This window comes from Sphaerisporangium viridialbum, assembly GCF_049674955.1.
Classification (GTDB): Bacteria; Actinomycetota; Actinomycetes; order Streptosporangiales; family Streptosporangiaceae; genus Sphaerisporangium; species Sphaerisporangium viridialbum.
This window is the reverse complement of the sequence record NZ_CP187232.1, coordinates 987607-1010883: the sequence shown is the minus strand read 5'-3', so window position 1 is coordinate 1010883 and position 23277 is coordinate 987607. Positions and strand designations below refer to the sequence as shown.

The 23277-nt window shown below is 68.8% G+C and carries 18 protein-coding genes and 1 pseudogene; 9 read left to right on the top strand and 10 right to left on the bottom strand.

The window, feature by feature from the left end; all coding sequences use genetic code 11:
* The first annotated feature begins 268 nt into the window (after positions 1 to 268).
* A protein-coding gene (locus tag ACOZ38_RS04670) for an IS3 family transposase (RefSeq protein ID WP_424528971.1) occupies positions 269 to 1734 on the top strand; the annotation gives its coding sequence in 2 pieces (ribosomal slippage) (positions 269 to 608 and positions 608 to 1734; 1467 coding nt in all).
* On the opposite strand, the gene ACOZ38_RS04665 is transcribed toward ACOZ38_RS04670, so the two are convergent.
* Both ACOZ38_RS04665 and ACOZ38_RS04660 read right to left on the bottom strand, forming a co-directional pair.
* Positions 1731 to 3011, bottom strand: coding sequence for a hypothetical protein (locus ACOZ38_RS04665; protein ID WP_424528970.1), 1281 nt, complete (start codon positions 3009 to 3011; stop codon positions 1731 to 1733). The genes ACOZ38_RS04670 and ACOZ38_RS04665 overlap by 4 nt on opposite strands.
* Positions 3012 to 3319: 308 nt before the next feature.
* The gene (locus tag ACOZ38_RS04660) at positions 3320 to 4123 is read right to left on the bottom strand and encodes an inositol monophosphatase family protein (RefSeq protein WP_424528969.1); all 804 of its coding nucleotides are present in this window, start codon (positions 4121 to 4123) and stop codon (positions 3320 to 3322) included.
* 669 nt (positions 4124 to 4792) lie between these two features.
* On the opposite strand from ACOZ38_RS04660, the gene ACOZ38_RS04655 reads away from it, so the two are divergent.
* The gene (locus ACOZ38_RS04655; RefSeq protein ID WP_424528968.1) at positions 4793 to 5266 is read left to right on the top strand and encodes a carboxymuconolactone decarboxylase family protein; all 474 of its coding nucleotides are present in this window, start codon (positions 4793 to 4795) and stop codon (positions 5264 to 5266) included.
* A gap of 314 nt (positions 5267 to 5580) precedes the next feature.
* Positions 5581 to 5754, top strand: a pseudogene (locus ACOZ38_RS04650) (MerR family transcriptional regulator); the annotation flags it as partial.
* Between the two features lie 8 nt (positions 5755 to 5762).
* Here the strand turns inward: ACOZ38_RS04650 and ACOZ38_RS04645 are convergent.
* Complete coding sequence (locus tag ACOZ38_RS04645) at positions 5763 to 6632, bottom strand: LysR substrate-binding domain-containing protein (RefSeq protein ID WP_424528967.1); 870 nt, start codon at positions 6630 to 6632, stop codon at positions 5763 to 5765.
* A gap of 51 nt (positions 6633 to 6683) precedes the next feature.
* On the opposite strand from ACOZ38_RS04645, the gene ACOZ38_RS04640 reads away from it, so the two are divergent.
* From ACOZ38_RS04640 to ACOZ38_RS04630, 3 genes are all read left to right on the top strand, one after another.
* The gene (locus ACOZ38_RS04640) at positions 6684 to 7541 is read left to right on the top strand and encodes an alkaline phosphatase family protein (protein WP_424528966.1); all 858 of its coding nucleotides are present in this window, start codon (positions 6684 to 6686) and stop codon (positions 7539 to 7541) included.
* Entirely contained in the window at positions 7541 to 8386 is an 846-nt protein-coding gene (locus ACOZ38_RS04635; RefSeq protein ID WP_424528965.1) for an EamA family transporter, read from the top strand. The genes ACOZ38_RS04640 and ACOZ38_RS04635 overlap by 1 nt, the downstream gene beginning before the upstream one ends.
* A 479-nt stretch (positions 8387 to 8865) precedes the next feature.
* Complete coding sequence (locus ACOZ38_RS04630; RefSeq protein ID WP_424528964.1) at positions 8866 to 9342, top strand: hypothetical protein; 477 nt, start codon at positions 8866 to 8868, stop codon at positions 9340 to 9342.
* Positions 9343 to 9498: 156 nt separating this feature from the next.
* On the opposite strand, the gene ACOZ38_RS04625 is transcribed toward ACOZ38_RS04630, so the two are convergent.
* Positions 9499 to 9867 (bottom strand): DUF4345 family protein, encoded by a 369-nt coding sequence (locus tag ACOZ38_RS04625; protein ID WP_424528963.1) that lies wholly within the window; start codon positions 9865 to 9867, stop codon positions 9499 to 9501.
* Between the two features lie 105 nt (positions 9868 to 9972).
* Between ACOZ38_RS04625 and ACOZ38_RS04620 the strand changes: the two genes are divergently transcribed.
* From ACOZ38_RS04620 to ACOZ38_RS04610, 3 genes are all read left to right on the top strand, one after another.
* Positions 9973 to 10704, top strand: a complete 732-nt coding sequence (locus ACOZ38_RS04620) for a helix-turn-helix domain-containing protein (protein WP_424528962.1) — start codon at positions 9973 to 9975, stop codon at positions 10702 to 10704.
* 263 nt (positions 10705 to 10967) lie between these two features.
* A complete protein-coding gene (locus ACOZ38_RS04615) occupies positions 10968 to 12194 on the top strand; it encodes a family 16 glycosylhydrolase (RefSeq protein WP_424528961.1) in 1227 nt (408 codons plus the stop codon).
* Positions 12195 to 12574: 380 nt separating this feature from the next.
* A complete protein-coding gene (locus ACOZ38_RS04610; protein WP_424528960.1) occupies positions 12575 to 13510 on the top strand; it encodes a PLP-dependent cysteine synthase family protein in 936 nt (311 codons plus the stop codon).
* A gap of 191 nt (positions 13511 to 13701) precedes the next feature.
* Here ACOZ38_RS04610 and ACOZ38_RS04605 read toward each other — a convergent pair whose 3' ends face one another.
* The 6 genes from ACOZ38_RS04605 to ACOZ38_RS04580 all read right to left on the bottom strand — a co-directional run bounded on the left by ACOZ38_RS04605 (position 13702) and on the right by ACOZ38_RS04580 (position 23225).
* Complete coding sequence (locus ACOZ38_RS04605; protein ID WP_405144243.1) at positions 13702 to 14370, bottom strand: TRM11 family SAM-dependent methyltransferase; 669 nt, start codon at positions 14368 to 14370, stop codon at positions 13702 to 13704.
* Positions 14371 to 14477: 107 nt separating this feature from the next.
* The gene (locus ACOZ38_RS04600; RefSeq protein WP_424528959.1) at positions 14478 to 15725 is read right to left on the bottom strand and encodes an MFS transporter; all 1248 of its coding nucleotides are present in this window, start codon (positions 15723 to 15725) and stop codon (positions 14478 to 14480) included.
* 26 nt (positions 15726 to 15751) lie between these two features.
* Positions 15752 to 17014, bottom strand: coding sequence for an ATP-grasp domain-containing protein (locus ACOZ38_RS04595; RefSeq protein ID WP_424528958.1), 1263 nt, complete (start codon positions 17012 to 17014; stop codon positions 15752 to 15754).
* Positions 17011 to 19011, bottom strand: a complete 2001-nt coding sequence (gene epsC / locus ACOZ38_RS04590) for a serine O-acetyltransferase EpsC (protein ID WP_424528957.1) — start codon at positions 19009 to 19011, stop codon at positions 17011 to 17013. Before epsC ends, ACOZ38_RS04595 begins: the two co-directional genes overlap by 4 nt.
* Positions 19011 to 19235 carry a tautomerase family protein gene (locus ACOZ38_RS04585; protein ID WP_405144235.1) on the bottom strand — a complete coding sequence of 75 codons (225 nt, stop codon included), beginning with the start codon at positions 19233 to 19235 and terminating at the stop codon, positions 19011 to 19013. Before ACOZ38_RS04585 ends, epsC begins: the two co-directional genes overlap by 1 nt.
* Positions 19236 to 19280: 45 nt before the next feature.
* Positions 19281 to 23225: an amino acid adenylation domain-containing protein gene (locus tag ACOZ38_RS04580; RefSeq protein WP_424528956.1), complete on the bottom strand. Its 3945-nt coding sequence runs from the start codon at positions 23223 to 23225 to the stop codon at positions 19281 to 19283.
* Positions 23226 to 23277 lie beyond the last annotated feature (52 nt).

Below are 23277 nucleotides of genomic sequence, written 5' to 3'. Positions count from 1 at the left end.
GGACCATGATCCCGACCCGGGCCGTTTTTTTTCAGCGCCCATTCTCACTCGCGTGCCAGATTCGTGCCAGATCAGTTGATCTTGGCGCCCGAAAGCTGAGCTGACGGTGAGCGACGAGGAACGCGCGACCCCGCGGAGGCTGGGCGCGCGCTATCGCGCATCGAGAGGAGACGTCAGGAGATGGTGAGCGCCCTCCCTGCCAAACTAGACAGAGGTAGCAAACAGGCATAAAACTCTGTGCTGAGGGCGGGGAAGGAGACATCCCTTCGTGGGAGCAGGCAAATCGGATCCGCAGATCCCTGACCCGCAGGTGCGTGAGCGTGCAGCGGTCCGCCGGTACTCGGCGGCGTACAAGGCCCGGATCCTGGAGGAGTACGACCAGCTCGACAAGGCCGGCAAAGGCGCGCTGATGCGCAGGGAGGGCCTGTACTCATCGCTGATCTCCAGCTGGAGGACGGCCCGAGACCACGGCGCGGCCGAGGCGCTGGCCCGGCCGGTCGGTCGCCCCAAAGCCGACCCGCGCGATAAGAAGATCGGGGAGCTGGAGGGGGAGGTCGAGCGGCTGCGTGCCGAACTCGGCAAGACCCGCCAGGTGATCGAGGTGCAGGGAAAGCTCTTCGCGCTGCTGGATCAGCTCGCCACCGGCAGCGAGAGTTCGACGAGTCGGGGCGAGCAGTGACCGAGCTCATCGACGCCGCCCAAGCCGAGGCGATCGAGGAGTTGACCCCGCTGCTCGGGTGTCGCAAGGCATGTGCGGCGGCCGGGGTGCCACAGGCCAACTGGTACCGCAAGAACCGCAGGAGCCCCGCTCCCACGCGCCCGCTCACCCCACGCAAGCCACATCCCGCGGCGCTATCGCAGGGCGAGCGCGACCACGTCCGCACCGTACTCAACGAGCGGTTCGCCGACGCGGCGCCGGCCACGGCGTACTTCACGTTGCTGGACGAGGGCACCTACCTGGCCTCTGAGTCCACGATGTACCGGATCTTGCGCGAGCACGGCGAGGTCGGCCGTGATCGGCGACGTCACGCCACCCATCCGCCCAAGACGATTCCCGAGCTGTTCGCTGAGGCGCCCAACCGGGTGTGGGCCTGGGACATCACCAAGCTGCGCGGCCCGGGCAAAGGCGTCTGGTACCACCTGTACACGATCATCGACATCTACAGTCGCTGCGTCGTCGGCTGGATGGTCGCCTCTCGCGAGTCGGCCGAGCTGGCCAAGCGGCTCATCAAGGCCACGGCGGCCAAGCAGGCCATCGACCCCGGCACGCTCACCCTGCACGCCGACCGCGGCTCGTCGATGAAGTCCAAGACCGTCGCCGAATTGCTCATCGACCTGGGCGTGGCCAAGTCGCACAGCCGTCCCAAGACAAGCAACGACAACCCGCACGTCGAAGCGAGCTTCAAGACGCTGAAGTACTGCCCGGCCTTCCCCGGCCACTTCGGCTCGATCCAGGACGCTCGCGTCTTCTGCCAGGAGTTCTACGCCTGGTACAACCACGATCACTACCACTCCGGGATCGGCTACCACCATCCCGCCGACGTGCACTACGGCCAGGCCGACATCGTCCGCGATCGGCGCGCCCGCATCCTGGTCGCCGCCCAGGCCACCCATCCCGAGCGGTTCGCCTCCGGCGGCATGCCCACCCCGCCCGACCTTCCCGGACCGGCATGGATCAACAAGCCCAACAACCTCGACCACAAGGACGAACAAGAAAAGCTGACACAGAATTAGACCATCTCAGCTGCCTTGATCAAATTGACAGGTTCCGGCGTGCCGTTCGCGTTTCGGGCGCACGTGACGATCGTGCGGGGCGCGATGGTGAGGGCGCCGGTCAGGCACTGGCCGAGGACGGCGTGGCCCGCGGCGTTGGGGTGCCACGACTCCTGGCAGGTCTGGAAGTAGGTGACGCAGGTGTTCGCCAGCCGCTGGATACCGATCTTGTCCCAGCCGGACAGGCTGGTGATGGGCGTGCCGGACGGCCCGTCCTGCACCCGGAGCGGCGTGGCGAGCGCGCCCGTCGGGCTGCCGGGGTTCTCGCAGAGCCGGGCTCCGTCGAAAGCCTTCTGGACGTCCAGCACGCGCAGGTCGGCCGTCGGGCGCTCGGCCGCCAGTGTGGTGAAGGCGTTCTTGACCAGGGAGCCGAGGTTCTGGGAGAACACGTGCCCGGGGGCGAGGCTCGCGCGGTGGATCGGGCAGCCGGCGGCGTACCGCTCGGCGCCGAGGGCGCGGAACTTGTCGCGGGTGTCGGTGCGGCCGTCCTCGTCCCGGTACTGCGGGGCGACGTCGAGCGGCAGCGGGTTGGTGTAGGTCTGCAGGACTACAGGGTGGGCACCGTCGGCGTCGATTTGGTCGAGGGTGTCGAGGATCTGGCGCAGGGCGGCGGTGGTCTCGGTGGTGGCGGCGGCGACCTCGGCATCGGTGGCCAGGTCCGAGACGGTGCAGGGCTCCTGCGGCACCGGGCCGCCCAGGTAGGCCCAGAACTCCCACCAGCCCGTCCAGGCGTCGGCGATGAAGCGGTTGGCACACAGCGTGGCCACGTCGCCGAAGGTGAACTGGGCGTTGTTGGAGCCGAGGCCGATGAGGACGACGTCGATGTCGTGGGTCTGGGCGACGGCACGTAACTGGTCGAGTTGCGAGGCAACGGAGCGGCCATTGGCGCGGGCGCTGGAGGGGTTGGCGATGTCGGCGGGCTGGCCGCCGGAGCACGCGAGGTTGAAGCGGTCCTGAATGCCGGGGAGTGACGCCTTGATCAACGAGGCGTTCGCCGACCGGTGGCAGAAGTAGGCGTTGCTGTTGGCCGCCGACCAGCCGGGGAAGGCCTGTGCCGTCCCGGAGGCGTCGACGACGGGCTGGTAGTCCCCCGCGCCCTCCCCGCTGATGAAACTGTCGCCGAGCGCGACGGCGGCGGTGGGCAGGGCCGCCTGCACCGCTCCGCCCTGGACGACTTGGATGCCGACCGCGCCCACCATGAGCGCGGCCATCGCGGCGGCACGCCAGAGAACCCTCACAACTCCCTCATTTCCTACTAAACAAGCATGAAATAACGGATATTTGGATCACAACATGCCGCACCGATGGCGTCAAGATCTCCATGAGGTCCAGCCGCTTCACCTAAGAGATCGCATATCGCCGTGATCGTCAAGCATGCGTTTGCTTGATCAGGTCGAGCGTTCGGCGACCGGCTTGGCCAAACCAGGTCTGGGACTACTACATTCGCGACTCGATGTGCGGCGTCCCCGGTCGCCAAGGAGAGATAGGCGGTACTGGGGAAACTCGATGCCCTGATCGGTCATTCTTCGGCCTCTTTCCGGCAAACCTACCGACCAGAAGGGAACTGGTTGGCGATCAGTTCCAGCAAGGCAGCGTGCGTCTCCCGGTCGGCGGCCACGACAAGCCCGCCCACACCGGTGTGCAGTGGCTGACCCTGTAAGCCGGTCACCACACATCCGGCGGCCTGGCACAACGCGATCCCGCTGGCGAAGTGCACGCTGTCCTGTAGATGGCCGTCAGTGACGTACGCGGCTCGCCGGCCGGAGGCGACCCAGGCCACTGCCAGGGTGGTGGAGACGACACGCGGGCGAAATTGCTCGATGAACCCTGTGTCGGCAAGCAGACGCACAGCCCGGAAGCTCGGTTCGTTCGGGAACGGTGGATCGAGGTTGACATCCACCAGTCGCGAATCGGGCGATGGTGTGAGTCGCTCGTCCACGCCGTCGTGGCGGAGGTACGCGTGATCGCCGTTCGTCCAGAAAACCTCTTCGGCGAACGGATCGGCTGAGGCCGCCACCGTGATGTCCGAACCCACGCGCAGGGCGACGTTCACCGCTACCAGCATGCTCCGCGCGGCGTAGTTCAGCGTGCCGCACAGGGGGTCGACCAGCCACATGCGCTCCGCACCTCCTGGACCCGTGCGTCCGCTCTCCTCACCCGTCACAGCGTCGTCTGGTCGGGCGGTGCGAATAACGTCAAGAATGGTGTTCTCCGCTGCAATGTCAGCAGCCGTAGCAAAGTCACCCGCGGATTTCGGGAAGCGCGTCAGCGATGCGCCGTACATGGCCGCCACGACACCAGCTCCGGCTTGCGCTGCCTTGAGGGCCACTTCCTCGTCTCTGATCAGCATGCGCGAAGGATAGACGGGTCACGTCCACTGAGCTCGCACTTGATCGCGTGCCAGAACGGGCGGGGTCAGCGGGGTCTCACGGGTCTCACGGTCACTCGACCACCGCTGAGCTGCATCCCCGTTCCCAGCTCACAGAGGGAGGATCAGTAGCCGATCCCCAAGCTGACAGCGCGGGCTCTGCTGCGATCATGTTTCCGGTGTGCCGGAGATCGTGAACATGGAGGCCCTCCGCCCCGATGGCCCGAACGGCTTCCCCCACGAGGTGAGCCGGTTGAAGCCGCTACGCCGAAGCCGGCCCCCCCTTGATCCCAGAGAAGATCAGCGCGCCGGGTTCCGGTTTGACGAACGTAGCGAGGTGTTCGCGGAGCGCTGGAATGATCGCTTGCGGGATGCCGACGATGCGCCGTCCGGCTTTCAAGCGGCGGCGCGCCGCGCCGCCGTACAGCGGCCCGCCACTTGCCCGCCGCCCGGGCACGCGGCCTGGAGGCCGGTCCCGGACGGCAGCAGCGCCGAGCCGCCGCACCCGCCGTACCGAGCCAACTCGCCGATCCCAGCGCCGCGCCGCTGCACTGAGGCCGGGAGACGCAGGTCACATGCATCCATGTCACAGGGGGTCGGGCTACCTCGTCTCAGGGGGTGTAGCCACCGACGACCACAGAGGAGCACACCATGGACGCGCGACTGAACTACTTCGCCGACCCGACCGCCAGCAAGGTTCTCAAGTACTTCATGTCGGCGGGCAAGGCGCTCAAGGACTCGCCGCTGCCGACCGCCACGCAGGAGCTGGTGGCGCTTCGCGTAAGTCAGATCAACGGCTGCGCCGTCTGCATCGACATGCACACCAAAGAGGCCGCCGCTGCCGGCGAGACCTCGGTCCGGCTGAACCTGGTCGCGGCGTGGCGGGAGGCCACGGTCTTCACCGAGGCCGAGCGTGCCGCGCTGGAGCTGGCGGAGAAGGGCACCCGGGTCGCGGATGCCGCCGGCGGGGTCAGCGACGAGGTGTGGGCGTACGCCGCCAAGCACTACGACAAGGAGCAGCTCACCGCCCTGGTCATCCTGATCTCCTTCATGAACACGGCGAACCGGCTGAACATCATCACCCAGCAGCCGGCCGGCAACTACGAGCCCGGGCAGTTCCACTGAACGGCATCAGCAACTGGCTCGGGGTCCGGCTGCGGGCTCCGGGCCCCGGGCTCGGGGGCGTTACTCTGGCCTGCCGGTGGCCCGGATCTTCAACAGAAGATGCTTCAAGGGGAGGGGATCCCGCGTGAGCAAGGTCGAAGAGTTCGAGGAGCTGCGGCCGCTGCTGTTTTCGATCGCCTATCGGCAGCCAAGGAGGCCTTGACGTGAGCGCTCCACTCGTCGACGACGACCTCGATCTTGCCCGCCTCGATGCCATCGAGTGCGGTGCGTACGACATCAGCGGGATCGACCTTGTCGCCCTCCAGGAGGCGCTGATGCGCATCGGCGAGCTGGCCGTCAGGGTGGGCGTGAGCGTGCGGGCGCTGCGGTACTACGAGGAACAGCACCTGCTGGTTTCGGAACGCAGCCCCAGCGGCCAGCGGCAGTATCAGGACGACGCGGTCGACCGCGTCCAGCTGATCCAGCGGCATTACGGGCAAGCGGCCGGCAACCTGGGCTAGGCAAGCGACAGCGCCAGGTCGCAGGCGGCGCGTACGACGGTGAGGTCGCGTCGCTCGGCTAGGCAGACCAGGTGCTCGGTGATGGTGAGCTCGAGCCCTTCGATGCGCAGTCCTGTGAGTTGTGCGTTGGTGGGCAGTTCGTCCTCGGCGACGAGGCCCACGCCGACGCCGAAGGCGGCCGCCGCCAACACGGCCTCGCGGCTGTCGACCTCCAAGACGTCGGTGAGGACCAGCTGGGTCTTCGCTAGGGCATGCTGGAACGTCTGCCGGGTCATGGAGCCGGGCTCCCTTGTGACGAGCCGGACGGCGGCGAGCTCCCCGGCCGTGATCTGGCCGCGCTGCTCCCACGGGTGCCCGGGAGCGACGACTGCGACAAGCGATGTGTGGAACAGCGGCCACGACACCATCCTTGGGTCGGGCTCGACGTTCGCGACGTAGGCGATGTCGGCCCGGTGCGCGTGCAGGTCGGTCAGGACGCGGCCGGCGTTGCCGGTCGAGAGGGTGGTGTGGACGCCGGGGAACCGCTCCGCTACGGCCGCGAGCAGCGGCATGGCGTATGCCGGCGAGTCGGCGGCCACGCGGAGCCGGCCCGCGCGCAGCTGCTCCGCGTCGGTCAGGCACAGCTCGGCCTCGGCCTCCAGGTCGAACAGGCGCCGGCTAATCGCGTGCAGACGCTCGCCCAGTGGGGTCAGTGCGGTCCGGCGTCCGTGGCGCTCGAAGAGCAGGACTCCGTGCGCCCGCTCTAGCGCCCGCACTTGCTCCGACAGTGTCGGCTGGCTGACACCGATATGCGTGGCGGCTCGGACAAAGCCGCCGTGAGCCGCGACCGCGTGAAACGCCCGCAGGTGGGTGGGGTTGATAGGCATGACCTATGCATATCGTAGGAAAAGCCTAATGGACCTATACTGGCCCGGTAGGTGACCATCGACAGCATGTTCACTCCGCGCCACGTGCTCATCGTCGGCATCGACGGTGTCCGGTTCGACACGCTCGCCAGCGCCGGCACGCCGCGCCTGGACGGGCTCGCCGCTCGCGGTTTCCTTCGCCCGGTGCCAGTCAACCCGGCAGGCCCCACAATCTCGGGACCGTGTTGGACGACCATGGTCACCGGGGTCCTCGCACGCGACCACGGCGTGTTCGGCAACAACCTCGCCGGGCACCGGATCCTCGAGTACCCCGACGTGCTTACGCGCTGCCGCGCCGTAGGGCTCTCCACGTACGCAGTCGCCGCGTGGGCGCCGCTGGTGACGGCCACCGACGGCGGGCCGATCTTCCTCGGCGGCGGCTTGATGCCCAGCGCGGACCCCGGTAAGGACGTGACCGCCTCGGAGACCGCCGACGAGGCCGTCACCGCCGACGCCTGCCGGGTTCTCGGTGGCCACGACTGCCCTTCCGCTGGGTTTGTCTACCTCGCCACACCGGACGTGACGGCGCACGCGGTCGGCGTCGGGCCCGCGTACGCGGCCTCGATCGAGCGCGCCGATAGGTGGCTCGGGCAGCTCCTGGACGCCGTCGCGGGGCGGCCGTCCTACGCGAGCGAGGCGTGGACCATCATCGTGGCGACCGACCACGGCCACGTCGACGCCGGCGGCCACGGCGGCAACAGCCCCGAGGAGCGGACCGCCTGGATCGCCGCGGCCGGCCCGTCGCTGCCGCCAGCCGCCCCAGCGCTGCTCGAGCAATCCGACGTCGCAGCGCACACGCTGCACGCGCTCGGCATCGAGATCGACCCTCGATGGCGGCTGCACGGCGTGCCATTCGGCGGTCGCGGCTGATGTCACCAGCTGTCGTCGCAGCAGTCCTCGGCTCCGCCGTCCTGCACGCCGCCTGGAACGCGCTGGCCACAGCGATCCCGGACCATCGGGTCGCCTCGGCGCTGATGGGCGCGGCATTTGTCTCGGTCGCGGGCGTCGGGGTGTGCCTGGTGCCACCGCCAGACCGTGCATCCTGGCCCTACCTGGCCGCCTCAGCCGTGCTGCAGTCGGCCTATCTGTTGCTGCTCGTCAACGCCTACCGGCGTGGCGAGTTCGGCAAGGTGTACCCGCTGGCCCGCGGCACGTCACCGCTACTGGTCACGGCCGTGGCGGTGCCGTTACTCGGCGACCGGCTCAGCGCCGGACAGCTGGCGGGCGTGGCCGTGCTGTCTGTCGCGCTGTGCTGGCTGGTGTTCGCCGGCGGCCGGCCCGCGGCCGGGTCCTGGCGCGGCCACGCACTTGCCCTTACGACCGGCGTGACGATCGCGGCCTACACGATCGTCGACGGCGCCGGCGTCCGGCAATCTGGCCACGCTCTCAGCTACGCGTTGTGGCTGTTCCTGCTGCAAGGCCTGCTGATCATCGGCGTCTGTCTGGCGACAGCCGGACTCGGGTTCCGCACGGGGCTGACTCTCTCGTGGCGGCGCGGCCTGCTGGGCGGCGTACTGTCCCTCGCCGCGTACGCAATCGTGCTCTGGGCGCAGACCCGCAGCCCGCTCGCCCTGGTGTCGGCATTGCGCGAGACGAGCGTGCTGTTCGCCGTCGCGATCGGCGCAGTCGTGTTCGCAGAGAAGATCACCGCGCAGAAGGTTGCTGCCACCGTCCTCGCGTTCGCCGGCATCGCACTCATAAAGGTGACTGCCTGAGCCCCAGAAGCGAGGCCTCAACTACGGGGCGACGATCGCAGTGAAGTACCTGACCTTGAGCACTGCGTCGTGCTGGCGGATCTGCCGTACCAGCTCGACGAGGTCGAGCCTCAGAGCCTAAGCCGCGTAGAGATTTCCCTAGCTGACAGCGCGGGTCCGATTCCCGTCACCCGCTCCACGAACAAAGGACTCAGGGAACGGAGCTCTCCTAGCCCCGCTGCCCGTCATCCTCAAAATGCTTGCTGTGGCATGCGTGTTCCTCCTCGGCATCCATCTGGCAGGAACACCACGAGGCAAAGAAGAGCGCCTCCGGCGGGAGCCTCGGCTCTGGGAGGGTCGCGGAGGAGCGTTAGCCGGGTCCGTTGGCTTGCTGAGGTGAGTCTGATCGTCTCGCCTGCCACGACGCGACCTTGGCCTCCAGGTCGTCCATCGTCCACGACATCCAGCGCCGGAACTACGGAGTGTGTCACGATCGCCGGGTGATGACAGCGTTGCGGGTTCTGGCGCTCATGGCCGGATTGGGGCTGGCGCTAACCGGACCGGGGATGGCGGAGGGCCGCGGGGTGCTGGACGGATTCGTGATCGGGCACGTCCCCAGCGATGTGGTCCCGAGCACGTCAGATTTCGAATACGAGCCGGAGGACGGGGTCCGCTTCACCTCAAGGGTCTGGGAACGGGAGACAGACGACGGGCATGCCGTCGACCTGATGATCATCGTCATGCGCGCCGACCGTTTCGCCACGCTCGACGGCCTACGCGACTTCATGTCGGCGTACCACGAGCGCGATCCGGCCTCGTGGACGAAGGTCCAGATCGGCACCCGGCCCGGTCTCAAGGCTGCCGGGCAGGTGTTCTGGCTGGTGGAGCCGGGCGTCGCGGTGTCCGTCACGATCGACACCGCCCGGTTCGGCGGCGGCGAACTGATGGCCGTGGCCGAGGGCGTCCGCAAACAGTGAGGCGCTGACGAAGCCAACTCCTGAGCGGACAGGCCCTGTTTCAGACGTCCGATTTCCAAGCTGACAGCTCGGGTTCACCTCTGCACACCAGATCGCGGCCGGTGCGGCAAACGGCCGCATTGGGGAGGAGGGCACCCCCGTGAGACGCCTCCGTGTTCACCAGCCGGCCGTTAGGAGGAGACCTCCGCCTGCTACCTCGACCCAGAAGTAGAGCCAGGAAGGGTAGAACGCTGAGGGCCGCTCGATGACGTGCGACGTGAGCCGTCCGAACGCCATGCCCAACATCGCCACCGCGACGGCCACCACGGCACCGCGCCGAATTCCGCCGACATCGGCGAGCGCCAGGGCCAGCAGTACGGCGATGCCCACGCCGAACCCCCCGTACACGGCGCGGATCTCCGCCCGCGCTTCAGTGGAGGACGCGATCATCCCGAACGGCCTGATCAGCGCGGCGGGGGTGATGAGTCCGTACACGCCCATCCCCAGAAAGAAGACCGCCACAACGATGATGGCCACGGTGGCCATAGGCTCGCTCCCCATGTCTCGAAAGAGTCGTTCGCGGGAGATGATGCCGCTGTGAGCAGATCACCGCTTTCACAAACCTGTCGCGACCCGGGCGCGGTACTTTGGTTGTGGCCAGGTCAGGCCATCTACAACGGACCAGCGCTGGACCTCAGGGCACACTCCGGCTCCGTCGCCTGCCTGGCGATCGGGCTCGACGACGTCTTCACGGTGCAGACTCAAGGACGGCCCGTGCAGGCCGCGCGCAGCGCCCTGATCGCCCCCCGCCTCACACACCGGCTGGTCGCTCAGAGCCGACGCATGCTCTTCTGTTACCTCGATCCGAGCTCCTCCAGGACTCTGGCCTGCGAACGGCGGATGACCTCAGGCGACTCCGGTCTCGGACTCGCCCACAGCGAGGAACGGCTGCTGATCCGGCACGCCCCTCTGCCAGGCTCGGTCACCTCCGCATCGAGCTGGCTGGATCTGGCCGCGCCCCGCGCGCCCGTACAGATCGACGCCCGCATACGGGACGCCGCCGCGCGCCTGCGTGCCGAGGTGCACCGTACCGTCTCGGCTGAGGAGCTCGCCGCCGGCTGTGGCCTGTCCACCTCACGGTTCCTGCACCTGTTTCCGGCGCACACCGGTACGAGCTTCCGCCGCTACCGGCTGTGGACCCGGATGCTGCGCGTCGCCGAACTGATAGCCGAACGACGCGACCTCACCACCGCCGCGACCGATGCCGGTTTCGCCAGCCCTTCCCACTTCAGCGAGGCCTTCCACCGCATGTTCGGACTCCAGCCCAGCCGCCTGCTCGCCGCCGGAGTCACCATCATCGACGCGACCGCTACGTGTAAATGAGGATCTCGTCCTCGACCGCGTATCCCAGCACGGAATGACGCGATCGCCGGACCGGCGGTGTCCCTGTTCCGGGGCGGCGACTCGAGTTAATAATAAGGAAACCTTCCTATTGACAAGGGAGGTGACGCGGGTGTTACATCCTCTTAATTTAAGCCGTGAAGGTACTTCCGGAAGGACGGGACACGTCGGCGTGCGGCTCCGCACGCCGTGCCGGCGTGGGCCGGAAGCCCGTTCCCGGCAAGGACCACAGACCGGAGGTCTCCATGCGCAAACCCCGGCTACTCCTCATGGCCGCAGCCGTGGTCGTCACCCTGACCAGTGGCCTGGTCTCCGTCACGAGCAATGATCGGGCCGAAGCCGCTATCGGCCCTGTCACCTGGTCTGACGAGTTCAACGGCGCCGCAGGAACGCCCATCGACGGTTCCAAGTGGAAATTCGACACAGGCGGCAGCGGCTGGGGCAACAACGAGCTGCAGTACTACACGAACTCGACCAGCAACGTGTACCAGGACGGGCAAGGCCACCTCGCCATCACCGCCCGCAGGGAGAACCCGTCGAACCTGCAGTGCCACTACGGCACCTGCCAGTACACCTCCGGCCGCATCCTGACCGCGGACAAGTTCAGCCAGGCGTACGGCCGCTTCGAGGCCAGCATCAAGATCCCCAAGGGCCAGGGCATCTGGCCGGCGTTCTGGATGCTCGGCGGCGGCAACTGGCCGGCCACCGGCGAGATCGACATCATGGAGAACGTCGGCAAGACGCCGAACACCGTCTACGGCACCGTGCACGGCCCCGGCTACTCCGGCGCCGGCGGCATCGGCGGCAGTCGCACGATCGGCGCACCGCTCGGCGACGGCTTCCACAACTACCGGGTCGACTGGTCTCCCAACCTCATCATCTGGTACCTGGACGGCTCGGAGTACTTCCGCGTCACGCCGGCCAACATCAACGGCAACCAGTGGGTCTACGACCACCCGTTCTTCATGATCCTGAACGTGGCGGTCGGCGGATACTGGCCGGGCAACCCCGACGGCAGCACCACGTTCCCGCAGACGATGCTGGTCGACTACGTCCGCGTCTCCGGGTGGACCAACGACGGCGGCGGAAGCGGCAACGCGCTGAAGTCGAACCTGAACGGCCGCTGCGTCGACATCCCCGCCGCCAACCCCGTCGACGGCGCCCGGCTGCAGATGTACGACTGCAACGGCACCGCCGCCCAGCAGTGGTCGATCAACGGCGACGGCACGGTTCGCGCGATGGGCAAGTGCATGGACGCCGCGGCGGCCGGCACCGCCAACGGCACGCCGATCCAGCTCTACACGTGCAACGGCACCGCCGCCCAGCGCTTCACGCTCACCTCGGCCGGCGACCTGGTCAACACGACCGCCAACCGATGCGTGGACATCGTCGACCGCAACACCGCCAACGGTGCAAAACTCCAACTCTGGGACTGCAGTGGCGCGTCCAACCAGAAGTGGACCCGCGCCTGACCTCTTCGACTCAACCGATGTGAAAGGCCGGCAGCGCGTGCTGCCGGCCTTTCACGTACTCGGCAGGTCATGGCCACTGCCTGCGCCATGTCCGTCAGCTTCTCCTCGTACGTATGGGGGCATCCGGGGTTCACCGGCCGATCCTCCGATTCGGGCCGGGCAAAGAGAGCACGTTGGAGGATGTGCGGACGGTACGGGCGAAATACCGTTGTGCGACCTCACCCCACCGGTAGAGCACCCGTGATCCGCGGCTCGATCGCGGTCAGGCTCCGGAACTGGCCTTCGGCCCGCTGAAGCGAGCCACGCCGAGCCGCGCCGCATCGCCTGAGCGCCCTCGAACCAGCCACACCCCAACACCGGCCCCGTACAGAGGAGTCTGGATGATACCCCTGATCGGCAGCGATATCGCGACCAAGATCGACGACCTCATCGGCAACACCCCCTTGCTCCGGCTCGCCCTCGACGGCCTGCCCTCGAACACCACGCTGCTCGCCAAGCTGGAGTCGGCGAACCCGCTGTCGAGCATCAAGGACCGGGTTGCCCTGCGCATGATCGAGGAGGCCGAGGCGTCCGGCGCCCTGAAGCCCGGCGCGACCGTGATCGAGTCGACCTCGGGCAACACCGGCATCGCCCTGGCGGCGCTGGCGGTCAGCCGCGGTTACCCGTGCATCGTCGTCATGCCGGACAACGCGTCGCGGGAGCGCATGCTGACCCTGCGCATGCTGGGCGCCCAGGTGGAGTTCACCGACCATGTCCTCGGTTTCCAGGGATGCGTCGACCGGGCGGAGGAGCTGCACGCCGCCGTCCCCGGGTCGTGGTACGCCTGCCAGCACGAGAACACCGCCAACATCATGGCCCACTACGCGACCACGGGCCCGGAGATCTGGGAGGCCACCGGCGGCAACGTCGACGTGCTGGTGTGCGGGGTCGGGACCGGCGGCACCCTCACCGGAACGGGCCGCTACCTCCGCGAGCGCAACCCAGGGCTGCGCATCGTCGCGGTGGAACCGGAGGGATCGCCCCTGCTGTCCGGCGGCGACCCCGGACCGCACAGGATTCCCGGGCTCAACGGCGGCTTCATCAGCCCCGTCACCGACGTCACCATCATCGACGACGTCGTCAGCGTCTCGGACGACGACGCGGCCGACATGACCCGGGCCATCGCCGCCACCACCGGGCTGCTGGTCGGGGTCTCCTCGGGAGCGGCCGCGTACGGCTGCGTCGAGCTCGGCCGCCGCCATGACCTGTCGGGCCAGACGGTCGTGACGATCTTCCCGGACACCGGTGAGCGCTACCTCAGCTGGTGGCCCGCCTGATCGAAGGCCCTGTGGGTCGATCATGTCGCGAGCCCCGCGGAGACGCGGGGCTCGCGACCGGCCTGACTTGGTAGCAGGACGCGCCGTCGTCGCCGGAGGAACCTTCCTCCCGCGCCGCTTGACCCGGTAACAGGACGCGCCGGGTGGTCGTCGGAGGGACGTTCCTCCGGCGACCGCCTGGCGCGATGTCGTTACTTCGCGGCCACCAGCAGGTACTCGTGCGACCGGTTGGTGACCATCGGGTCGTCGTCGCTCACCGGCCGGTCGTAGCAGTGGATGCGCTCGTCGCCCAGGGTCAGATGCCGGCCGAGCACCCGGGCGACGTCCCAGGCCAGCGGCACGAACGCCCCGGCCAGCCGGCGGTTCTGCACGGCCAGCACCGCCCGCGCGCCAGGGCGCATGACCTTCGCCACGGCGGCGAAGGCGACGTCGATCGCGCTGAGGTACTCCTCGTAGTCCCGGAGCGCGTAGAACTGGCCTTCCACGGTGGAGTCGTTGTCCAGGTTGGTACCGAAGTACGGCAGGTCCGCGAGGACGAAGTCCACCGACTCCGGGGGCAACGGGGGTGTGCGGGCGTCCGCGCACAGCATGGTCTGGCCTGGATAGACCTTCAGGCGCTGACGTGCCTGCTCCGCGCGCTCGGGTGAGACCTCCAGCCCGATTCCCTTGCGGGACTCGACCGCGCACGCGACCAGCGTGGTCCCCCAGCCGGCGAACGGGTCGAGCACGACGTCACCCGGCCGGCTCATCTCGACGATCAACGGCCGCAACTGGCTGACCCAGCCGCACTGGCCGGCGGCCTCCGGCAGCGTGAACGCGGGGTCCTCTCCTTGCAGGACGTGCCAACTTGATCTGCCCATCGGTTTCACGACACCTTTTCGATCGAATTCGGCGACCACTGAGGATGCCGGGCACCCCCTGTGGCCGTTCACCTTCTTCGCCGCTCACCGGCGTGGTCGCGACCGGCTCAGCCCTCCCCGCGAAGCGGAGCGACGGGCTCGCGGACCTGCTCTTCCGGGGGGTCCGGCACAGCCGGCACGTTCGGATGGACGGCCCGGGCGGGCAGCCGCCGTTCCAGGCGGACCAGCGTGAGGGCCGAGCAGGCGACGCCTACCGCGAGCAGGAGCCACATGGAGGTCACCGACCAGCTCAGCAGCGCGGTCAGCACGGCGGGAGCCAGCGCGATCGGGATGGCCCAGGAGAACTGGTAGACCGCCATGTACCTGCCGTGGGTCTCCTCGGGAGCCGCGCTGGACACCATCGCGGACAGCGGCGCGCCGTGCAGCATCTCCCCCAGCGTGAACAGCGCCGTCGCGGCGAAGACCCCGACCAGCTGGACCGACGGCACGGAGACCCCGGCCAGCACGGCGAACGCCACGAACGACACCGAGAACATGGAGGCGCCGATCGCGGCGGTGCGGGTGCGCCGGTACCGGATCAGGCGGCGCGTCACCGGGATCTGGAACAGCGCGATGCCGACGGTGTTGACCGCGTACAGCACGCCGACGAGCGACGGCGAGGCGCTCAGTTCCTGGGTGACGTAGACGGGCAGCGCCACCGACAGCACCATGTAGCCGAAGGCGGTCGGCACGTTCTGCAGGGTCAGCACGAGGAACGTCCGGTCGCGCAGGATGAGCCGGTAACCTCCCCCCTTCCGGGGAGCGGTCGACGTCCGCACGCGTGCGCGGGGGACCGGGATCGTGCGGAGGATCAGCGCGGCGCCGACGAACGCGGCCGCGCTGACGAGGACGATCACCTGGTAGGCGGCGTCGCTGCCCAGGCCGAGCGCGGCGCCCGCGATGAGGCCGCCCGCGCCGAGGCCGGCGTTGCGCAGGCTGCGCTGCGCGGCGAGGAGCTTGTCGCGGTCCGAGCCCTGCGCGATCGCGGCGACGAACGACTGGATCGACGGCGGGTACGAGCCGTCGCCCAGCGCCACCAGCGCCACCGCCAGGAACATCGCCAGCGGCGAGTCCACCAGCGGGTAGGTCGCGAATCCCACGGCGCGCACCAGGTAGCCGCCCACGACGACGGCCCGCGCGCCGAAGCGGTCGACGAGCGCGCCCGCGATCGGGTTGCTGACCAGGCTGAGCAGCGCCGCCGCGGTCATGATGACGCCGACCCGTTCGATCGGCAGCCCGGTGACGTGGTGGAAGAACAGCAGGGACAGGGGCAGGTACATGCCGCTGCCGGTGGCGTCGATCACCATCCCGGCCATGTAACGCACCTGCGGCGAGGGGCGTCTCACGACGGGACCGCCACGACCTGCACCTGCTCCTCCAGCCGCGCGCCGAGCGAGCGCAGCCTGCGCTCGCACTCCGCGCGCGTCGGGGCCGAGGCGATGACGACGGTGAGGAAGTCGGCGGATCCCGCGGCGGGCGGCACCACCTGGCCCGTCCGGGCGTAGAGGTAGAAGTGCTCCACCCAGGGCTCCTGCGGGGCGTCGGGCAGCGAGTGGATCAACCCTGGCCGCTTCATCATCAGCACCTGACCGGCCATGCGCGCCGGCTTCGGCCGCCGCCCGGAACGCACGACCTGCTCCACCTCGGGCAACGGCAGGCCGAGCTGGGCTCGGATGGAGCTCTCCGCGAGGTTGACCCCGAACAGGGTGTGGAACACCTCGCGGATCTTCCCGCCGCCGGACCGGCAGGCGATCTCGCAGAGCACCAGCCGGTCGTCGGGGGTGTGGAAGATCTCCGCGTGGAAGGCGTGGTCGCGCAGGTGGCCGCCGGGCGACCGCAGCCCCGCGAGCGTCCGCTCGGTGAGCTCCAGCAGGCGGTCGGTGAGCGGGTCGTCGGGGTCGAGCGCCAGGTCGACCCGGGAGCCGGGGTCGGTGCCGAACGAGGCGAGCTCGTACTGGTACTGGGAGGGCCAGGCCAGCACGGTCTCGCCGTTCACCACCAGCCCGTCGACGTGGCACATGCGGCCGGGGATGTACGCCTCCAGCAGCAGGTCTTCGCGCGGTGCGCCGTACGCCTCGGCGAGGAAGGCCGTCAGCGCGTCCTGGTCGCGCAGGATGCGCAGGCCGATGGAGTTGAAGCTGGTCCTGTTCTTGAACACCAGGGGGAATCCGTGGACCTCGGCGAAGGCCAGCACGTCCGCCGCGGTGCGCGGGACGGTGTGCGGCGCGACCTCCACGCCGGCCCGTACGGCGTGTTCCTTCATCAGGGCCTTGTCACGGAACGGCAGCACGTCGTCGGTCCGGGGGCCGGGCAGCCCGAGTTGCTCGCGCAGGGTGGCCACGCGCAGCACGTCGGCCTCGTGTTCGCCGATCAGGTGCGTGGTGCCGTACTCGGCGGCGAGCTGTACGACCCGCGCTGCCACCTGGTCGTCGTCGTCGAAGGTCTCCAGGTGCGTGTAGCCGAGGTTCCCGACCGGCACCTGCTCGCCGAACGGCTCGAACCTGTCGCGGGCGGCGAGGATCACCACGGGGCCCTCGTAGTCGCGCAGCCAGCGATGGTAGGGGAACGGCTCCAGCGGGCTGCGGTGCACGATGAGGACGCTCATGCCCGCACCCCCGCCGGTGATCCTGCCTCGGCGACGTGCGCGAGCCAGGTGCGCCCGTCCTCGCCCGCCACCCGGATCCTGATGGTGTCCTCGATGACCTCCGCGCCGCGCCGGATCGCCGCGGTCGTGTCCGCGCCGGTCACCGCGACCAGGCCGAGCCGGTCCCAGTTGTCGCGTATCGAGTGCACGGTGTCACCTGGTTTGGCGGTGATGCGCACGTCCAGCACGCCGTCCTGCGCGGCGGCGTCGCCGGCGCCCTCGACCGACTCGACCCGTCCCGGCTCGCTCACCAGGAACCGCACGCTCGCCCCGGCATGCGCCTCGGGCCGGTCGGGCAGCTCGGCGACCAGCCCGAACGGCCAGCCCAGCGCGTACCGGCTCAGGTCGATGCCGTAGGCGCCGCGCACCAGCTCCGGGATCGCGTCACCGGCGATGCGGTTGTGGCTCTCGATGATCACCGGGCCGCGCGCGCCGATGCGCACCTCGGTGTGCGAGACGCCGTCGCTGAGCCCGATCAGGTCCAGGAAGCGGCCCACGCTCGCGCGGATCTGGTCCTGCGCCGACTCCTCCAGCCGGGCGGGCAAGGCGTGGCCCAGCTCCGCGAAGCGCTCGGCGTGCACGAACTTCTCGGTGATCGCCACGACGACGTGGCGGCCCGCGAAGCTGAACGCCTCGACGCTGAACTCAGGTCCCTCGACGTACTCCTCCATGAGGAAGTCCTGCAGGAGGTACATCGTCGAGATGCGGTCGGTCCGGGTGCCGCGCAGGCCCTCCACCGTGGCCCAGACCTGCTCGGCGTCCTCGGGCCCGCCGACCCGGTAGACGCCGATGCTGGCGGTCGCGTCGGTCGGCTTGACGATGAACGGGTAGCCGTGGACGGCTCCGAAGGAGTCAAGGTCCTCGCGCCGCAGGAGCGGCGCGGCGGCCACCGCGGACGGGTCGAGCTCGGCGAGGTGGCGGCGCATGGCGAGTTTGTCGCGCAGTCTCCTGGTGACCTGGTAGCCGGTGCCGCCCAGCCCGAACAGGTCGTTGACCCGTCCCGCGTTCTCCAGCCCGGGCTCGGTGATGGAGACCGCGACGCGGAACCCCGGCTCCTCCCGCAGCTCCCTGGCGACCGGCTCGACGGCCGCCCAGTCGGTGTAGTCCACGACGCGCAGGACGTCGGCGAGCTCCTCCTGCTCGGGGCTGACCTTGGTGGGGTGCTGGAGTAACAGGACGGTCAGGCCGAGCTCCTTGGCCTTGCGTACGGTCTCATCGGTGGCGCCGACTATCAGGACCGTGTTGTCCGGATTCATCGATCCATTCCTTTCGTCGGGTGGTCGGGACAGGTGGGCTCGGGCGGGGAACCGATCTCCGTCCCGTGACGGCCGGCGCCGCGTCAGACCGGCCAGGGGACCTTCCACGGACGACGCGGTCCTGCGGCGGGGTGACACGGCCCCCAGCGGGGCGACGGCGCGCGCGCCCGCGGGGACGTCCCCGAGGACGAGCGCCCGCGCCCCGACGATGGCGTCGTCTCCGACGTGCACCGGCCCGAGGACGGTCGCTCCGACGCCCAGCACCACGCGGGCGCCGATCACCGGATGTCGCCGTTCCCCCTTCGCACGCCGGTTGTCGCGCCACCAGCCGACCGCCCCCAGGGTCACCTGGTGGTAGATGGTCACGTCGTCGCCCACCACGGCGGTCTCCCCGATCACCACGGCCGCGCCGTGGTCGACGAACACCCTGCGCCCGAGCACCGCGCCGGGGTGGATCTCCACCCCGGTGACCCCGCGCGCGAGGAGCATCAGCAACCGGGCCGGCAGCCGCCGGCCGCCCCGGTAGAGCAGGTGGGCGACCCTGTGCAGCCACATCGCCGGAAGCACCGGGTGCAGCAACGCCTCCGGCCGGCTGCGGACGGACGGATCGCGCTCGGCGATCGTCCGCAGGTCCTCCGCCAGGAGCCGCAGCAGCCCCAGCGGTCGTTCTCCGCGCGGTATCAGCGCTTCGCCGTCGGTCATCAGTAGTTCGGCGTCTTACGCAGCAGGTGGCTGCGTCCGACGATCTCCGGCTCGTAGACCAGCCCGTTCCACTCTTCTTCGGCGACCGGTTCGAGGGCGATCGATATGACGCCCTCGTCGCATCCGAGGGCGTTCCGTACGGCTCCGCTGACCTCGGCGACCAGCGCGGACTCCTGTTCCTCGGTCAGCGGCTGCGGAAAGTACTTGATATTCACATGCGGCATATTCGGCTCCTCGGTATCCGCCCCGCGCGGATTGTCGATGAAACTTCACGCGCCGAGCGCGCGACGGGCGGTTCGCAGCAACTCGTGCAGGCCCGGTTCCTTGAGAAGGCTGTAGTGATCGGCTTTGAGATGGACGACGGCGGGCGGCTCCGAGAAATATCCGCCGCCGTACTCGATGAACGACGGTTCGTCGCCCTGGGCTTTCAGTATCGTGATCGGAGCTTTGAGCCGCGGCCCCGCCGGATCTCCGAGGTGATATTTCATCTGATAGGTCCCGCGCACCGTGCGGACGATTCTTCGCACCAGATCCGGGTCGAGCCCCGGGAAATTCGCGACCACGAACGACACGAAGCCGTCCTCGTCCTCGACGTCCTTCAGACAGTCGTCGAGCAGCGGCACGTCGATGCCGCCGGCGAAGACCGAGAAGAGGATCGTCAGGTACTTCCGGTTGGCGTAGACGGGCGCGTCGTCACCGCCGGGGTCGTCGTTCGCGCGGACCCGCGGCGACCCGGGGGCGATGAGCAGCAGACCCTCGACCTCCTCGCCCATCTGCTCAAGCTGGCAGGCCGCCTCGAAGGCGACGCGCGCGCCGAAGGAGTATCCCCAGAGCATGTACGGGCCCTCCGGCTGGAGCCGCCTCATGGCCCTGATGTCTTCCGCGGCCATCTCCTGGACGGTGGAATACGGAATCTCATCTTCATTGATCCCGTAAGCCTGCACACCATAGAAAGGCCGGTCGACGCCTATCTTTTCCGCCAGCGGCCTCAGGTTCATGGTATAACCGCCCAGGCCGGGCCAACAATAGACGGGATTCTTCGATCCTGCGGTGTTCAGCCCGACCAGACGCGAGGAAGGCTCTCCGGCGTCGGCGTCCACCTCGATCAGGAGTTTCTCCACGGTCGGTGACCCGAACACCACCTGCATCGGGAGCGAGCACCGGAACTCCTCGTTGATTCCGCTGACGAGCGCCATCGCGATCAGCGAGTTTCCCCCGGACACGAAGAAGTCGTCCCGCACCGAGACCTTTTCCCGCTTCAGCACCTTCCGCCATACGCGGGCGATCCGCTCCTCGTCCTTCGTCCGGGGAGCGACGAAAGGCTCGTCGTCGGAGACCGCGTCGGCCAGGTCGAGCGCCTCCAGCGCCTTCGAGTCGATCTTCCCACTCGCCGTGCGCGGCAGCCTGTCGAGGATCACGACCCTGTTCGGCAGCATGTAGTCCGGCAGGAAACCGATCAGGTCGTCTCTGATCATCTCCGTCGGGCCGCTCATGTGGACGGCGTCCTCCTTCATCCCCGTGCTCAGCAGCTGCTCGTCGCTGACGCGGCCGCCGACGGCGAAGTAGAACGGGCCCTGTTCCTCGCCGCGGGCGCGCAGGATGCTCTCCATCCGCCGCGCCGACGGCAGGTCGTCGCCGGTCCTGGAGCTGTAGCCGGAGGACATGAACCCGAAGCCCATGTCGTTCATCTGCAGGCGGTGGAGCTTCCTGCCGAGGTCGACGTAGCCGAGCCAGTGCGGACCCGGTCTCCCGACCAGCGCGACCCCGAAGCCGGACCGCTGGTAGACCTTCTGGTTGATGGCCACGACGTGCTTTCGCAGGATCATGTCGCCTGAGATCCTGAGCAGATCGCCGGCCGCGTACCGGTAGAGCCCCTCGGCCAGCCCGGTCACCTTCCCGGGATGGGCCTGCACGTAGACGTCGAGCGAGTCCTCCGGCCTCGGCCCGGCATACGGCACCGCCTCGAACGTGCCGAGATACTCGTCCTCGTCCGCGCACTCCAGATGATCCTTGGTCTCGGGCGCGTAGCCGAGGGCCCTGATGTCGAGACCGTGTTCAGGGAGGATCTCCTCGAACAGGCCGACCATGTGGCCGGCCTCCATTTCGAGGACCTCCCGGACGTTCTTCTTGTAGATCGGCTCGATCGCCCGCCGCTTGCCCACGAAGTGGATCTTCAGCTGCGCGGACGGCTCGGCCGGCTTCTCCCGGATCAGGATCAGTTCATGCCGTACGGGGTGGTAGTAGTGATATCCGGGCCGCACGCCGTCGAGACCGCTGACTTCGAGGTACATCTGCGTCGCGTAGAGCGACCCGGGAGAGGCGTAGCCGTACTTCGGCAGCAGCCGGTCCTCGCTGGAGAACTGCCCGAAATATCGAAGGATCTCCCCGAGTTCCGCGAAGCTCAGCGTGTCCAGGCCACGCGGACGCGCACCGGTGCCGCTCCTCCCCAGCAGCCGCACGATGTCGTCCTTGGTGACGTCGCCGCCCTCGAAGAAGCGGTAGGTCTTGCGGGCGAACACCCGCCTGCGCTGCTCGCGGGTCGGCGTCCTGCCGGGGAGGCCGGTCACCGTCTTGCCCCTGGTCTCCGCCTCGTCCCTGCACCCCCCGTCCGAGAGCTGCGCCATCACCTGGAGCCTGCTCTCCTTCGACAGGTGGTGGGTGCCGTGGTCGCCCTGGTCCATCAGGGCCGCTTCCTTGGGATTCAGCTCGACATAGGCGACGAGGTGCTGGAAGCCGGTGAGGGAGTCGTCCTTGACGACGACCGCCGCGTTCCTGACCCAGTCGTGGCTCTCGATGCCGAGCCTGATCTCGTCCAGCTCGATCCGGAAACCCCGCAGCTTCACCTGGTTGTCGACGCGGCCGACGAACTGGACGGTGCCGTCGGCGTTCCAGTAGGCCAGGTCGCCGGTCCGGTAGAGCCTGGAGGACCCGTGCTCCCCGTGGAACGGGTTGTCGACGAACCTCTCCGCGGTCAGGTCCGGCCGGTGCAGGTATCCCCGCGCGAGCTGGACGCCGCCGATGTACAGCTCGCCGACCTCGCCTGGGGCCAGCGGCGAGCGATCGCCGTCGAGAACGTAGAACTGCGTGTCGTGCGCCGGCGTGCCTATCGAGATCGTCTGGACGCCGTCCGCGACGGAGTCCCTGTCGACGGTGAAGCTGGAGGAGTTGATGGTGCACTCGGTCGGCCCGTACAGGTTGACCAGCTCACAGCCCGGCAACACGTCCAGGCAGCGCAGCGCGAGGGACCGCGAAAGGGCCTCCCCGCCGCTGAAGAGCTGGGTGAGCGATGTGCACTCCCCCAGCCGCTCGGTGTCCAGCAGCGCCTGCAGCAGGGTCGGGACGCACTGCAACGTGGTCACGCCGTGGGCCACGACGGTGTCGACGAGCCGTTCGGGGTCACGGTAGACGCCGGGGCCTCCCATGACGACCGTGCTGCCGCACGCGGGTGCGAGGATCTCCCACTGCGCCGCGTCGAAGCTCATGGGGGTCTTCTGCAGGATGATCCGGTCCTGGTCGATCCCGTGGACGGTGTTCAGCCACCGCATCTGGTTGACGATCGCGCGGTGCTCGATCACCACCCCCTTCGGCCTGCCCGTGCTGCCGGAGGTGTAGACGACGTACGCCGCGTCGCCGGGGTGGATGCCGGCACCGCTCTCCCAGGCCCCTTCTGGCGATGCGGCGGGCTCGAACGCGTCCGCCGCGTCCAGGACGACTATCTTCGTTCCCCGCGGCGCCAGCTCGGCCAGCCGTGCCACGAGGTTCCGCTGGGTCAGGATGATCCCGGTCCGGGAGTCCTCGATGATGTAGCGCAGCCGCTCCTCGGGATACTCCGGGGAGAGCGGCAGGTAGGCGCTGCCGGAGCACAGGATCCCCCACACGCCCGTCATCAGCTCGATCGACGGCTCGACGAACACCCCGACGCAGTCGTCGGCGCCCACGCCGAGACTCCGCAGGTGGGCGGCCAGGTCCGCGCCGCGCTCCGCGAGCTCGCGGTAGGTGAGGCGCTCGTCCCCGTAGACGCACGCCGTACGGCCGGGCTGTGACCGCGCGTGCTCCCGTAGCAGTTCCGGCAGGCATTCGCCGCCGGAGGGCCGGCGTCGTGCCCCGTCGAACTCGACCAGGTTCCGTCTGTTCGGCGTCATCGGGTGAACGGCCTCGCCGCCCGCCGCGATGACGTCCTGCGTTTTCACCTGATGTGTATTGTCAAGGCTCATATGGCCTCCTCGTTCGGACGGCGCGGGGGCGGGTTCCGCCGCTCATGAAGCG

Coding starts and splice junctions, on each gene's coding strand:
- ACOZ38_RS04645 (WP_424528967.1), bottom strand. CDS start 6,632: ATGCCTATCAACCCCACCCACCTGCGGGCGTTTCACGCGGTCGCGGCT.
- ACOZ38_RS04580 (WP_424528956.1), bottom strand. CDS start 23,225: ATGAGCCTTGACAATACACATCAGGTGAAAACGCAGGACGTCATCGCG.
- ACOZ38_RS04585 (WP_405144235.1), bottom strand. CDS start 19,235: ATGCCGCATGTGAATATCAAGTACTTTCCGCAGCCGCTGACCGAGGAA.
- ACOZ38_RS04600 (WP_424528959.1), bottom strand. CDS start 15,725: ATGGCCGGGATGGTGATCGACGCCACCGGCAGCGGCATGTACCTGCCC.
- ACOZ38_RS04655 (WP_424528968.1), top strand. CDS start 4,793: ATGGACGCGCGACTGAACTACTTCGCCGACCCGACCGCCAGCAAGGTT.
- ACOZ38_RS04610 (WP_424528960.1), top strand. CDS start 12,575: ATGATACCCCTGATCGGCAGCGATATCGCGACCAAGATCGACGACCTC.
- ACOZ38_RS04660 (WP_424528969.1), bottom strand. CDS start 4,123: ATGCTGATCAGAGACGAGGAAGTGGCCCTCAAGGCAGCGCAAGCCGGA.
- ACOZ38_RS04605 (WP_405144243.1), bottom strand. CDS start 14,370: ATGGGCAGATCAAGTTGGCACGTCCTGCAAGGAGAGGACCCCGCGTTC.
- epsC (WP_424528957.1), bottom strand. CDS start 19,011: ATGACCGACGGCGAAGCGCTGATACCGCGCGGAGAACGACCGCTGGGG.
- ACOZ38_RS04625 (WP_424528963.1), bottom strand. CDS start 9,867: ATGGCCACCGTGGCCATCATCGTTGTGGCGGTCTTCTTTCTGGGGATG.
- ACOZ38_RS04595 (WP_424528958.1), bottom strand. CDS start 17,014: ATGAGCGTCCTCATCGTGCACCGCAGCCCGCTGGAGCCGTTCCCCTAC.
- ACOZ38_RS04615 (WP_424528961.1), top strand. CDS start 10,968: ATGCGCAAACCCCGGCTACTCCTCATGGCCGCAGCCGTGGTCGTCACC.
- ACOZ38_RS04635 (WP_424528965.1), top strand. CDS start 7,541: ATGTCACCAGCTGTCGTCGCAGCAGTCCTCGGCTCCGCCGTCCTGCAC.